This is a genomic window from Leyella stercorea DSM 18206, from assembly GCF_000235885.1.
Classification (GTDB): Bacteria; Bacteroidota; Bacteroidia; order Bacteroidales; family Bacteroidaceae; genus Prevotella; species Prevotella stercorea.
In genome coordinates this window covers 1-13,399 of the sequence record NZ_JH379370.1, presented here as the reverse complement: position 1 = coordinate 13,399, position 13,399 = coordinate 1, and the positions used below count along the sequence as shown (strand labels likewise).

Sequence of the window (13,399 nt, the reverse complement as noted above, 5' to 3'; positions counted from 1 at the left end):
TTAGGGTGTCAACCTTATTTAAAAAAAGACAGAAGCGCACCCGACGCTAACAACAGCGACTCAACACGCATAAACAAACTCAAGCAGATTGACGACTCGGTGATGACCCTTGCACCTTCTGCCAAACAACTCATCGCTGACGGCATACGCACTGCGCCCGACAGTATGACCGCCTACGAGTACCGCCTGCGCGAAGCACGCTACCTAACGCTTACCGACCGTCCCGAACGCTTTAAAGACAACATCGAGAACATACTGCGCTTCGCCGAACAGCAACAAAAACGGGAACTGAACAACGCAGAGAAGCGACGACTCAACACGCTCATCGCCGGTGCATACAACTGTCGCGCGGCTTACTACCACAACTTCCATCGCAAGCAGCATCAAGCCATACAACTTTATAAGGCAGCTTACTCATTGCTTGCCAACAGCGACTCCGAACACAACATGCCTAAGGTGTGTGCCAACCTTGCCGACGCCTACATACAGGACAACAACATGCCAATGGCAGCGCAATGGTATCGACGTGCACTCTTCCTCGTCGACTCGCTCGCACTGCCCCCGAAGGAGAACGTCACACTCTACATGGGACTGGCGCAGATATACCTCTCGCTGCACGACTTCGACACCGCACTGCATTATTACAAAGCCACTGAGGAGCATTTCAACATGATGTCGCCGTCGATGCAGGCTTACTTCCTAAACAACTTCGGCAACTACTACTACTTTAAAAAGAACTACCGACAGGCTCTTGACAAGTTTCTGCGCATGAAGCAGAACCTCGAACGCCATGGTATGCAGAACAATTTCGACATGTACCTGTGCAAGGTGAACCTCGCCGATGTCTATCTCAACCTCGACAGCATCCGCACAGCACAACGCTACCTCGACGAGGTGGAGCCTTATTTCCACAAGCGCGACGACTTCACGGCACTCCACTACTGCAAGACAATACGCATCGGCATAGCCACGAAGACGGGCAACATTGCCACCGCGCAACGCCTGATTGCAGACAACGACGAAACACAACACCCCGTGCAGTACACACTCGTGAACTTGCGCAACCGCTACCTACAGAAGTACTACGAGCAGGTGGGCAACTTCCGCCGCGCCTACGAACTGTTGCAGAGCAACTACGCATACAACGACTCGCTCGAACATAACCACTCCAACATGCGCTCAGCCGACATCATGGCACGCTTCACCAGCGACACGCTGCAGCTGCGCCACGACTTGATGATTGAACACAAGAACGCCACCATCGCAAAGACGAAAAACCAGCTGACACTCGCCATCGCTATCATGCTGATACTCGTGTTGATACTCATATTGTGGTTCATGTACATCAAACGCAAACAGCTGAAGGCACAGATGGATATTATGAACCTGCGCCTCAATATCGTGCGCAACCGTATCTCGCCCCACTTCGTGTTCAACGTGCTGAACAACAAGATTATCAACTCCGAACAGAGCGAGGCAACGGAGCTGCAGGACCTGACACGCCTCATACGCACCAACCTCGATATGTCGCGACAGCCTGCCGTGACGCTCGCCGAGGAACTCGACTTCGTGGAGAAGTACATCCGCGTGGAGCGTTTCATGTTAGGCAGCGACTTCGTGTGGCACATCAACATTGCACCCGACGTAGACCGTGAGCAGGTACGCGTGCCGTCGATGTTCCTACAGATACTCACCGAGAACGCCATCATACACGGACTGAAGGGATGGGACGGACACAAAGAACTGACCATCGACATACACCGCGAGCAACGCACCACCGTCATCAGCGTAAGCGACAACGGACCGGGCTTCAACGCCTCTAACGGAACGTTCAAGAAGAAGACCGGAATGGGCATCATATCGCAGACCATAGCGATAACCAACATGCATAACAAGAACAAAATACGCTTCGAGATTACCAACATAGAGAACAACGGAACTGTCTGCGGATGCCGTGCCACACTGCGCGTGCCCGACGGAGTGAGGTTCCTATAACAACTAAAAAGAAAAGACTTATGATGAAGATCGTAATTGTAGACGACGACAGAGCTGCCGCTGACGCACTCGCCCAAAAGTTATCCACCTTCGACGAGACACAGCTATGCGGCATAGCTCTCAACGGCATGGACGGACTGCGCCTCGTGAACGAGACGCGACCCGACGTACTATTCCTCGATATCGAGCTGCCCGACATCTCGGGCATTGAGTTTCTGGAACGTGCCAACATTCTGCCACAATACAAGTGCCGCACGGTGATGTACACCGCGCACGACCGCTTCATGCTGTCGGCGTTCCGCAACAAGGCGTTCGACTATCTGATGAAACCCATCGACGACACCGAGCTGCGCAACATCATACGCCGCGTATGCATCGAGATGGCTGGCATACCCGATGCTGATTACACCTCTGCTGCTCATCAGCCTACCGACACAAGCTCACCAACTGCCGACTTTGGCGACTACAACGCACTTGATGCAGACAACGGCATCACCTGCCGCAACGACGGCAAGTTCATCGTCTACACCAACTCCGTCGACTTCCGACTGGTGGACATACGCGAGATTGGCGTGCTCACCTACAACCGCGAGCTACGCCTGTGGGAGATGACACTCTCCAACCAGAAGGCACCGATACGCCTGAAGCGCAACGTTGGCAGCGATGCATTGCTCTCGCTGAACAACCAACTGGTGCGCGTGAGCCAGAAGCACATCATCAACCTCGGCTACCTCATGGAGGTGACAAACAACACCTGCCGCTTCTATCCGCCGTTCGACAAGGTGGAGGACGTTAAGGTAGGACGCCTGTTCCGCAAGAAACTCATCGACCAGTTCTGCAACCTTTAAATAACATACTTTATATATATACAAAAAAAGGCAGAAATACGCAATGTATTTCTGCCTTTGTTTTTCTTGTTGTCTGACGGGTGATTACTCAGCTGAAGGAGCAACAACGCGACGCTCAGCGATACGTGCCTTCTTACCAGTAAGGTTGCGGAGGTAGTAGAGCTTAGCGCGACGTACCTTACCGTGCTTGTTCACCTCGATGCTCTCGATGTTCGGCGACTCGATAGGGAAGATACGCTCTACACCTACTGTACCTGACATCTTACGAACGGTGAAACGCTTCTTGTCTCCGTGGCCAGAGATCTTGATAACTACACCACGGTAGAGCTGAATACGCTCCTTTGTACCCTCGATAATTTTGTAAGCGACTGTGATTGTGTCACCTGAACGGAACTCAGGGAACTTCTTGCCGGTTGCAAATGCTTCTTCAGCAACTTTAATTAAATCCATTTCTTTTGATAATTAAATTTGTTTATCGTTCTCGCGCAACATAATCGGGCTACTCATCTTCCCGTCATCGGTTACGCCGAAAAGCGGTTGCAAAGTTACGACTTTTTATTCGTTCGGCAAAATTTTATCAGAAATAATGAGTATCTTTGCACTATGTTTATATAAAGTTTAACATTACACTATTAAAATCAAAACTCACATATAATGAACCGATTACACACCATAAGCCTTTCGGCTGCCGCCCTTGCGCTCGCCCTCGCCTCGTGCTCTACGAAGCAGTACCAGGTAGCATCCGTGGAGCGCACACGCATACTCATCGACTCGCGCTACGACAACAGTACCGACCCAGAGGTGCAGAAAGCCAACGCTGCCCTGCTCGTACACAAGAAGCAGGTGGACGCGGAGATGAACCCCGTGCAGGGCTACGCTGCCACCGACCTGTGGGTGAAACGTCCGGAGAGTCCGCTGTCGAACCTGCTTGCCGACATACTCGTATGGAGCAGCCCGAAGTTCGACGAACAGCCCGACTTCGCCATATACAACGTAGGCGGAATACGTGCCGCGCTGAGCAAGGGTGCCGTGACACGCGGCAACATACTCGACGTGGCTCCGTTCGAGAACAAGATATGCTTCCTCACGCTCAGCGGCAACGACGTATTGGAGCTGTTCGCGCAGATAGCCATGCGCCACGGCGAGGGATTGAGCCATTCGCTGCGCCTCACCGCCACGGCTGACGGCAAACTCGTCTCTGCCACTGTCAACGGCAAGCCCGTCGACCCCAATGCTAAGTATCGCGTGGCTACACTCGACTACCTGGCACAGGGCAACGACCACATGGAGGCATTCCGCAAGAAGACCGACGTGGTGTCGCCCACGGGCGAAGAGAACAACGTGCGCTTCCTCATCGAGCAGTACTTCAAGGCTGCCAACGACAAAGGCGAAGCGGTGAGCCGCACCGTGGAGGGACGCATGACAATCGTTGAAAAGTAAAAAAGTAAAAGAGTAAAAAAGTAAAAAGTAGGAGGTATGGGCATCTTGCCCATACCACGCAGCCACAAAAGCTTTTAAAGGTAAAAGAGTAAAAAAGTAAAAGAGTAAAAAGCCAATGAAACGCTACATATTCATCATAACTCTTGCGCTTGCCACCACGCTCAGCGCGGCAGCGCAGAAGACCATAGAGATACTGCACACCAACGACACGCACAGTTGCATCATGCCGCTCAACCCCAACCTCGCCGACACGCTCGTAGCCGGCAGAGGCGGCTTCATACGCCGCATGGAGATGATACGCCAGGAGCGTGAAGCCAACCCCGACGTACTGCTCTTCGACTCGGGCGACTTCTCGCAAGGCTCGCCCTACTACACCCTCTTCAAAGGCTCGGTGGAAACGGAGCTGATGTCGGCGATGAAGTACGACGCTGTGGCGATAGGCAACCACGAGTTCGACTTCGGACTGGAGAACATGGCACGCATCTTCCGCGAAGCTAAGTTCCCCGTCGTCTGCGCCAACTACGACTTCCGTGGCACCGTCGTCGACGGACTCACCAAGCCCTACATCATTCTGAAGCGCAACGGCTTGCGTATCGGCGTGTTCGGCGTGTCGCCGAAGCTCGACGGACTCGTTGACGCCACAAAGTGCGTGGGCGTGAAGTACCTCGACCCCGTAGCCACAGCCGACAAGGTGGCACGCGAGCTGCGCCACGACAAGAAGTGCGACGTGGTGATATGCCTCTCCCACCTCGGCTGGGACATGCAGGACGACGTGGACGATGCCGACATGCTCGCACAAAACCACGACATCGACCTCGTGCTCGGCGGACACTCCCACTCCTACTTCACCGAGCTGAAGTATGCGCCCAACGCCGACGGCAAGCCAATCCCAGACGACCAGAACGGCAAGCACGCCGTGTTCGTGGGCAAAATAAAACTCACGCTGGAGAGAAAATAAATGTTAAATGTAATACCTATTTGTAGGTATCTCAAAGAAAAACACTACCTTTGCAACTACTACAAAAGTAGGTATCGACAGAAACAATAAACATTTAACAATAACAATTTAAACATTAAAGATTATGGCTTACGTAATTGGTGACGACTGCATCGCATGCGGTACATGTATTGGCGAGTGCCCAGTAGAGGCTATCTCTGAAGGCGAAAAGTATTCAATCAACCCTGACCTCTGCACAGAGTGTGGCACATGCGCAAGCGTTTGCCCGCAGGAGGCTATCAGCCTTGGCGAGTAAGGATTTGATTTCCGATAAATCAAGACATAATGGTCGGTTGGCGCAACGCTAACCGACCATTTTCATTTTAACACTTCTGTTTCACCGAACAGCAACGGTTGATAATAAAACATTACAATGCAATCTTTATTGTCACACGCACTTGTTTATATGTCAATTAATTAGTAACTTTGCGTTGTAATACATCAATAACAGAATATATTCAAGCGGAACAATACAAATTCAAGCAAAACGAATAAACAACTAATTATAAACAACTAAAAAACCAAGCATTATGATTAAACATCTACGCTTTTTCATGCTTAACCTGCTCGTGCTCGTTAGCGCAGCGGTTATGGCGCAGAACGAGGCAGTGTGGAAGTCGCTGACTTTCCCTGACGAGAACAAAAACAATAACAAATGTCAGAACTACACTACAACATGGACAGCCAAAATTGGCGACACCACATGGAGCGTGAGCAACTTCAACAACAACAAATGGAGTTGGAAACACATCAGATGTGGACGCAAAAACAACAATTCTGTAGCATCTATCATGAACGACGCTGCCTTCACGAAGGCTGTTACCAAAGTGGTTGTAAAAATCAGCGAGGCAAAGCAACTGGACAAGGTGAACTCTATAAATCTTGTTGTTGCCAAAGACAAAGCTTGCAAGGACATCGTTGAGACTGTTGCAGGCATTGAGACTGTTGCAGGCAGTTTCGGAAAGGAAACAACATTCGCCGACGACCTCATTTTCAACATTACTGCACCAGCAAAGAACCTCTTCTACAAGCTGGTCATTGACATGAAGGGCGGATCTGAGAATGGTTTCATCCATGTTGATGCCGTAAACTACTACGCCGGCACTTCCGACACAAGCACATCGCTCACCTTCGGTGCGGACGTTGACGGCAAGACATTCACCGTACGTCAGGGCGACAGCTTCGCCGACAAGACTGCTACCGTTACTCCGACTGACGCAAAAGGCTCTATCAGCTACGCAAGCGACAACGAAGAGGCTATCAGCGTGAACGCCACTACCGGTGCCGTTACATTCCTCGCTTTCGGCAAGGCTACCATCACAGCCACATTCACTCCAGAGAAAGGCTATATCGGTTCGTCGGCTTCATACACCATCGACTACCGCCAGGCTGCCGACCCGACAAAGGTGCTCTTCGACTGCAACGAGGGAGCTTTCGACTGCTTCGGCAATGAAAACAAATACAAGGAGGGCGAGTTCGACTTCGTAGACCTCAACGGCGACAGCTACACCTTCACCGTTCACAACGCTATGCTCAACAACTTCGGTGGCGGATTGCAGCTGAAGAAAGTTTCTGCCTCTGACGCTACACAGCAGGGCTACGCCGTTTCACCGACATTCAGCAAGTTCCCGTACGGCTACCGCGTAACAGTGAAGTACAAAGACAGCAACGCTCCTGAACTCAAATGTGTGAACTATTCCGAAAAGGTTGCTGTAACGGACGATGCAAACGGCACAATCACCATGGACGTACCATTCGCTGACGGCACATTCAAGCTCTTAGGCGGAAGCCAGGTAGCTTATGTCCAGAGCATCGAGCTTACTCCGCTCGCTAAGAAGGAGACCACAACGATGTCGTTCCCGAAAGAGGAGTACAACCTCACCGACATCAACGCCATCCGCAACTTCAGTTCGCCGAAGGCTACCGTGAAGGGCGAGAACGGCGAGGCTATCGAGGGTCTCAAAATCGTCTACACCTCAGACAACGAGGACCTCGCAGATGTTGACGAGAACGGCGTGGTATGGCTCAGCGACAAAATCGCAGGCACAGCCACCATCACAGCCTACTTCTACGGCAACGAGAAGTATGAGGCTTGCCAGGCTTCTTACAAGATAAACGTAACGAAGAAGGAACCACAGCCTGTAACAATGACATTCCCGCAGGACGTTTACACCTGCTATACCAACGAGGCTCCGCTCTTCGACGGCTTCCAGCCGACCATTAAGAACGCAGCTGGCGAGGAACTCAACCTCCCCGTTAAATACTCAAGCAGCAACACAGACTTCTGCATGGTAACCGGTAGCGGCACGGTGCTGCTCTCGCAGAACCCGGGCGAAGTGACCATCACAGCCAAGTTCGCCGGCAACGACGACTATCTGCCGGCTCAGGCTTCGTACGTCATTAAGGTGATTAAGAAGGAGAAGAAGGACGCAGGCATCTCGTTCGAAGACACAATGATAATGATAGACCTTACAAACCCGAACACAACTGTTAAGGACCTCGGCTTCCTGAATCCGAACAACCTCGCAGTGACATACTCTTCTAACAAGACCGACGTTGCAGAGGTTGACGCAGAGGGCAACGTGACATTGAAGAAGGCTGGTCGCGTGAACATCGACGTTACATTCGCAGGCAACGACGAGTACAAGGCAGCTTCTGCTTCTTGCACACTCATCGTCAACGACTACCGCACCACACCAGAACTCTCGTTCGACCAGGAGGAGTACACAGCCAACATGCGTGAGGGTAACACCTTCAGCGGTGCTACACTATACAACGAATCAGAGGTTGCTCCGCTCTCATACACCAGCTCTAACGAAGAAGTGGCAGAGGTGGCAGCCAATGGCGTTGTAATACTTCGCAGCACGGGCGAGACAACAATCACCGTATGGTTCGCTGGCGACAAGAACTTCAAGGCAGCTTCGGCTTCTTACAAACTCAAGGTTGTCGACGAGGTGGTTAACGGCATCCAGAACATCACCATCGACAACATGCCTGAGGACGCAAAGGTTTACAACCTCAATGGTCAGCGCGTGAACACAAAGGCTCTCAAGAGCGGTGTCTACGTAGTGAACGGCAAGAAGGTAGTGCTGAAGTAAGTGTTGCTTTAGCTGTGCCAAAGTGCTACTTTATAGATACTAAAGCGCAGCTTTATAGATACTAAAGCGCAGCTTTATTCATAAACTTACGGAAACCACAGCACCTTGTTTGGTGCTGTGGTTTCTTTCGTTTTGCCACCGCTCGCGTTCGCCGTCCGATCGGATTCCGTTCGCCACCCAATCGGATTCCGTTCGCCACCCGATCAGATTCCGTTCGCTACCCGATCAGATTCCGTACGGTGAACGATGACTTGCATAGGCTTTCTACACCGTAAACTATGTACATAATACCCAACTACTTATAGCTTAAACGCGCACATACTATTGACATACATCAAAAAAGCTTCTGTTGCGATATTAAAAGCATAAGAAAGAGGCACTAAAATTTGGCGATGTACCTCAAAATCAATACCTTTGCAATGTTTTTCATGGTATTAGATTTAAGGTTAACAAAGGTTGGGACTCGGCGGAGCCCCTTTTTTTGTGCCCATAGGTTCCAAGCAAGCAAAAAATGTACTGCCCCCTAATTGGCATCTCAACAATAAAAACAAGCCAGCTTGTTTTGTATTGTCTTCAATTTGCACTAACTTTGTAATTTGAAAAAGAAAAGCAAAAAACCGAAGATATGAAGATTCTAACAGGAGCTCAAATCAGAGAGCTCGACAAATATACAATCGAACACGAACCCATAGCATCCATCGACCTCATGGAGCGCTCGGCAAGAGCCATCTGCAACGCCATCTGCGAGCAGTGGACACAGTCGACACCAATCGTAGTGTTCGCCGGTCCGGGCAACAACGGCGGCGACGCACTCGCCATGTCGCGTATGCTCGCAGAGAAAGGGTACGTGGTGGATGTGTTCCTCTTCAACATACACAACCACCTATCGGAGGAATGCGCCAAAAATCGCGACCGCATCATCGGCGAAGGCTTAGTGCGTAAGTTCACAGAGATAACTGCCAACTTCGAACCGCCACAACTCACCGAGAAGACGCTCGTCGTAGACGGACTCTTCGGGTCGGGACTGAAGGAACCGCTGACGGGTGGATTCGCCTCACTCGTGAAGTACATCAACCAGTCGCCCTCGCAGGTGGTGAGCATCGACATACCATCGGGACTGATGACGGAGAGCAATCGCCCGCAGGAGGAACCTGCCGTGGTGAAGGCAAACATGACACTGACGCTGCACATTAAGAAGCTCGCCATGTTCTTCGCCGACTGCCAGCAGTACTTAGGCGAGGTGCGCACGCTCGACATACGCCTCTCGAAATACTTCATCGACACATTCCCCTCGCTATACGACACCATTGAGTCCTCGTATATCAAAAGTCTGATGCTGAAACGCGATGACTTCGCACACAAAGGCTCCATGGGCAACGCGCTGCTCATAGCCGGCAGTCGCGGCATGGCGGGCGCAGCAATACTCGCCTCGAAGGCGTGTATGCGTAGTGGCGCAGGAAAGGTGACTGCACTCACACCGCAGTGCAACCTTAACATCATGCAGATGGCTGTGCCGGAGGCGATATGCCTCGTCGACCGCGAGAACTACTACTCGGAGGCTATCGACACCGACTGCTATCAAGCCGTGGGCATCGGTCCGGGACTGGGCAAGGAGGAGAGCACAGCGCTCGCACTCATGTCGCAGCTGCAACAGACCAACTGCCCCATAGTGCTCGACGCCGACGCGCTGAACATGCTCGGCGCACACGGTTCGTGGGTGCAGCAGCTGCCTAACAACATGATTATGACACCACACCCGCGCGAGTTCGACCGACTCGCTGGCAGACGCATCACCTCCGACTACGACCGCCTCACATTCGCACGCGACATGGCACGCGACCTCTGCGCGTATATCATACTGAAAGGTCACTACTCGGCACTCTGCCTGCCCGACGGAGGCGTGGTGTTCAACACCACCGGCAACTCAGGAATGGCAACAGCCGGCAGCGGTGACGTGCTCACCGGCATCATCACCGCACTGCTCGCACGTGGCTACTCGCGCAAGAACGCCTGCCTCATGGGCATGTATCTGCACGGAATGGCAGGCGACATCGCCGCCAAGCGCGTAGGCAAAGAGAGTCTGATAGCAAGCGACATCATCGACAGTCTGCCCGAAGCATTCAAGAACTTAGAGAAATAGAATATGAAACACATCCTTTCAACACTAATCCTCGCCGCACTCACCACCCTACCAACGTTTGCAGGCGGCAAGAAGGAGGCTGACGGACTCGTCTACTACCTCCCGAAAACGGCAGTGCGTGTGCACGTGCTCGTAGAGAAAAGCGTCACCACACCCGGACAGCTCAACGAGTACTCGGACCTTTACTTCAAGACCGCAGCACCGCAGGTGACAACAACCGACTACCGCATCGTTGGCGTAACGTTCAGCACAACAGCTATGCGCGACGAGAGTCAGCGCCACGTCATAGGCATCGACAAGAAGCACACAGTGCTGTCGGTAGACTGCGACGCGAATGGTGTGCTGCGCGCCATCAACACAAAGGCTCCGGCAGCAAAGGAGGAGGAACCATTCCGCCCCGCACCAAAGGCGAAACCGCTCAATCCGCGCGACTATATGAGCCAGGACATCCTCGCCGCTGCCAACCAGCCAAAGATGGCACAACTCGTGGCACAGGAGATATACGACGTGCGCGACTCGCGCAACTTGCTCTCGCGTGGCGAAGCCGACTTCATGCCGAAGGATGGCGAGCAGCTCCGACTGATGTACGAGCAGCTGAACCGTCAGGAGCGCGCACTCATGCAGCTCTTCCAGGGCACCACAACGGTAGACACAACAGAGTATGTCGTAACGCTCGTACCCGAGAAGAAGGCACAGCGCGTCATGGCGTTCCGCTTCTCGAAGAAGTTCGGACTCTCTACCACCGACGACCTCTCTGGCGAGCCCTACTACGTGGATATCGCAGAGGAGAACGTGACGGCAGAACCGCCCGTCGTGCACGAAATGGCTAATAAACTGAAAGACGAACTGCAACTCGCAGTGTGTTTGCCCGGAAAGATACGTCTCACACTCTCGAACAACGACAAGAAGATAGCTCGCTACGAGATGTGGGCAGCACAGTTCGGAAAGATAGAAATGCTCAACGGAGCTCTCTTCGGCAAGAAACTAACATCGAAGATACTGCTCGACAGCGCAACGGGAGCAGTCACAGAGCTGACAACCGAACCGCTCGAATAGCACCGACAGTAGACCGACACGGTTATTAAACCATATAAATAAAAAGCAGCGAAGACACAAAAGTCTTCGCTGCTTTTATTTGTTCGAATCATTATTTCTTATTTCTGTTGGCACGCTGCTCGCGATACTTCGCCTTCTGACGTGCCGAACCACTACCATGGGCACCTGTGATGTATTTCTTCTTCTTTGCCTTGGTCTTTACTTTGCCGTCATCATCTTTTCTGCTCGACGCTCCACCACGGCCCCATGAAATGCCATTAGCAATGATTGCGTCAATATCGTCACCTTTGCTCATATCTTTCTTTATTAGTTATTCAAATCTTTTATATGGTGAAAACCTCAAGATATATCAACATCTCAACCTCTCACCACTTCAACCCATCAGATTAATGATGGAAGAGGCGCACACCAGTGAACGCCATTGTGATGCCATACTTGTCGCAGGTATCAATAACATTATCGTCGCGAACCGATCCGCCTGCCTGTGCGATGTACTCTACACCGCTCTTATGCGCACGCTCGATGTTGTCGCCGAACGGGAAGAACGCATCTGAGCCGAGTGCCACGCCGCGGTTCTCTGCTATCCATGCCTTCTTCTCCTCCATGGTGAGCACCTCGGGTTTCTCCTTGAAGAAGAGCTGCCATGTGCCGTCGCGCAGCACGTCGTCGTGGTCCTCAGAGATGTAAACGTCGATGGTGTTGTCGCGGTCGGCGCGACGGATGCCGTCAACGAACGGAAGGTTCATCACCTTCGGGTGCTGACGCAACCACCAGATGTCTGCCTTGTTGCCAGCGAGGCGTGTGCAGTGGATGCGGCTCTGCTGACCGGCACCGATGCCGATAGCCTGACCGTCCTTCACGTAGCATACAGAGTTCGACTGTGTGTACTTCAGTGTGATGAGCGAGATGATGAGGTCGCGGATAGCTTCCTCGGTGAAATTCTTCGACTTTGTAGGTATGTTCTCGAACAGTGCAGGGTCGTCGAGGCGCACCTCGTTGCGTCCCTGTTCGAACGTCACGCCGAACACCTGCTTGCGCTCGATTGGAGCCGGCACGTAGTTCGGGTCAATCTTTATTACGTTATATGTGCCCTTGCGCTTCGCACGTAGGATTTCGAGAGCCTCGTCGGTGAAGTCGGGAGCAATCACACCGTCGCTCACCTCACGCTTGATGAGTGTAGCGGTAGCGGCGTCGCAGGTGTCGCTGAGCGCCACGAAGTCGCCGTAAGAGCTCATGCGGTCGGCACCACGAGCACGGGCATACGCACATGCAATCGGAGAGAGCTCCATTTTCACGTCGTCAACGAAGTACACCTTCTTCAAAGTGTCGCTCAAAGGTAGACCAACAGCGGCTCCTGCAGGCGATACGTGCTTGAACGATGCTGCAGAGGGCAGACCGGTTGCAGCCTTCAGCTCCTTAACGAGCTGCCAAGAGTTGAACGCGTCGAGGAAGTTGATGTAGCCAGGACGACCGTTAAGTACTTCGATGGGGAGTTCGCCTTCTTCCATGTAAATGCGTGAAGGCTTCTGGTTCGGATTGCATCCGTACTTGAGTGCTAATTCTTTCATATAGTAATTATAAGAATGAGAAATCTTTCTAACTGCAAAATTACTACTTTTCGACTAAATTCTGCGCTTTTAACCACATTATTTTAAAAGCGAAGGGAAATCAAAGGGGGCGCAAGTATCCCAGGGGGTGCAGTTGTCCCAGGGGGTGCAGTTGTCTCCAGGGGGTGCAGTTGTCTCCAGGGGGTGCAGTTGTCCCAACTGCACCAACAAAGAAGTATGCGTTTTAAAAATATGGCTCATATAATATTGTTGTGTTT

At 52.1% G+C, this 13,399-nt stretch carries 11 protein-coding genes; 8 read left to right on the top strand and 3 right to left on the bottom strand.

What is annotated here, in order from left to right:
• Positions 1-1,995, top strand: a 1,995-nt coding sequence (locus tag HMPREF0673_RS01765) for a tetratricopeptide repeat-containing sensor histidine kinase (RefSeq protein ID WP_007897314.1), incomplete at its 5' end; no start/stop codon positions are given.
• A 20-nt stretch (positions 1,996-2,015) separates the two neighbouring features.
• Positions 2,016-2,843 (top strand): LytR/AlgR family response regulator transcription factor, encoded by an 828-nt coding sequence (locus HMPREF0673_RS01760; protein WP_007897313.1) that lies wholly within the window; start codon positions 2,016-2,018, stop codon positions 2,841-2,843.
• Positions 2,844-2,927: 84 nt separating this feature from the next.
• Here HMPREF0673_RS01760 and rplS read toward each other — a convergent pair whose 3' ends face one another.
• Complete coding sequence (gene rplS, locus HMPREF0673_RS01755) at positions 2,928-3,293, bottom strand: 50S ribosomal protein L19 (protein WP_007897312.1); 366 nt, start codon at positions 3,291-3,293, stop codon at positions 2,928-2,930.
• Positions 3,294-3,497: 204 nt separating this feature from the next.
• Between rplS and HMPREF0673_RS01750 the strand changes: the two genes are divergently transcribed.
• The 6 genes from HMPREF0673_RS01750 (at position 3,498) to HMPREF0673_RS01725 (ending at position 11,574) form a co-directional block, all read left to right on the top strand.
• Positions 3,498-4,283 carry a 5'-nucleotidase C-terminal domain-containing protein gene (locus tag HMPREF0673_RS01750; RefSeq protein ID WP_007897311.1) on the top strand — a complete coding sequence of 262 codons (786 nt, stop codon included), beginning with the start codon at positions 3,498-3,500 and terminating at the stop codon, positions 4,281-4,283.
• Positions 4,284-4,398: 115 nt separating this feature from the next.
• Positions 4,399-5,241, top strand: coding sequence for a bifunctional metallophosphatase/5'-nucleotidase (locus HMPREF0673_RS01745; protein ID WP_007897310.1), 843 nt, complete (start codon positions 4,399-4,401; stop codon positions 5,239-5,241).
• A 124-nt stretch (positions 5,242-5,365) separates the two neighbouring features.
• Complete coding sequence (locus HMPREF0673_RS01740) at positions 5,366-5,536, top strand: 4Fe-4S binding protein (protein WP_007897308.1); 171 nt, start codon at positions 5,366-5,368, stop codon at positions 5,534-5,536.
• Positions 5,537-5,810: 274 nt separating this feature from the next.
• The gene (locus HMPREF0673_RS01735) at positions 5,811-8,378 is read left to right on the top strand and encodes an Ig-like domain-containing protein (protein WP_007897305.1); all 2,568 of its coding nucleotides are present in this window, start codon (positions 5,811-5,813) and stop codon (positions 8,376-8,378) included.
• A 625-nt stretch (positions 8,379-9,003) separates the two neighbouring features.
• Positions 9,004-10,518, top strand: coding sequence for a bifunctional ADP-dependent NAD(P)H-hydrate dehydratase/NAD(P)H-hydrate epimerase (locus tag HMPREF0673_RS01730; protein ID WP_007897300.1), 1,515 nt, complete (start codon positions 9,004-9,006; stop codon positions 10,516-10,518).
• A gap of 3 nt (positions 10,519-10,521) precedes the next feature.
• Positions 10,522-11,574 (top strand): DUF4831 family protein, encoded by a 1,053-nt coding sequence (locus HMPREF0673_RS01725; protein ID WP_007897299.1) that lies wholly within the window; start codon positions 10,522-10,524, stop codon positions 11,572-11,574.
• Positions 11,575-11,665: 91 nt separating this feature from the next.
• Here the strand turns inward: HMPREF0673_RS01725 and HMPREF0673_RS01720 are convergent, their stop codons facing one another.
• A complete protein-coding gene (locus HMPREF0673_RS01720; protein ID WP_007897297.1) occupies positions 11,666-11,869 on the bottom strand; it encodes a hypothetical protein in 204 nt (67 codons plus the stop codon).
• Between the two features lie 91 nt (positions 11,870-11,960).
• Positions 11,961-13,142: a phosphoribosylaminoimidazolecarboxamide formyltransferase gene (locus HMPREF0673_RS01715; RefSeq protein WP_007897294.1), complete on the bottom strand. Its 1,182-nt coding sequence runs from the start codon at positions 13,140-13,142 to the stop codon at positions 11,961-11,963.
• Positions 13,143-13,399 lie beyond the last annotated feature (257 nt).

Excerpts from the sequence above, each read along its gene's own strand:
- HMPREF0673_RS01735 (WP_007897305.1), top strand. The coding sequence starts at position 5,811 with ATGATTAAACATCTACGCTTTTTCATGCTTAACCTGCTCGTGCTCGTT.
- HMPREF0673_RS01725 (WP_007897299.1), top strand. The coding sequence starts at position 10,522 with ATGAAACACATCCTTTCAACACTAATCCTCGCCGCACTCACCACCCTA.
- HMPREF0673_RS01720 (WP_007897297.1), bottom strand. The coding sequence starts at position 11,869 with ATGAGCAAAGGTGACGATATTGACGCAATCATTGCTAATGGCATTTCA.
- HMPREF0673_RS01750 (WP_007897311.1), top strand. The coding sequence starts at position 3,498 with ATGAACCGATTACACACCATAAGCCTTTCGGCTGCCGCCCTTGCGCTC.
- rplS (WP_007897312.1), bottom strand. The coding sequence starts at position 3,293 with ATGGATTTAATTAAAGTTGCTGAAGAAGCATTTGCAACCGGCAAGAAG.
- HMPREF0673_RS01715 (WP_007897294.1), bottom strand. The coding sequence starts at position 13,142 with ATGAAAGAATTAGCACTCAAGTACGGATGCAATCCGAACCAGAAGCCT.
- HMPREF0673_RS01745 (WP_007897310.1), top strand. The coding sequence starts at position 4,399 with ATGAAACGCTACATATTCATCATAACTCTTGCGCTTGCCACCACGCTC.
- HMPREF0673_RS01740 (WP_007897308.1), top strand. The coding sequence starts at position 5,366 with ATGGCTTACGTAATTGGTGACGACTGCATCGCATGCGGTACATGTATT.
- HMPREF0673_RS01730 (WP_007897300.1), top strand. The coding sequence starts at position 9,004 with ATGAAGATTCTAACAGGAGCTCAAATCAGAGAGCTCGACAAATATACA.
- HMPREF0673_RS01760 (WP_007897313.1), top strand. The coding sequence starts at position 2,016 with ATGATGAAGATCGTAATTGTAGACGACGACAGAGCTGCCGCTGACGCA.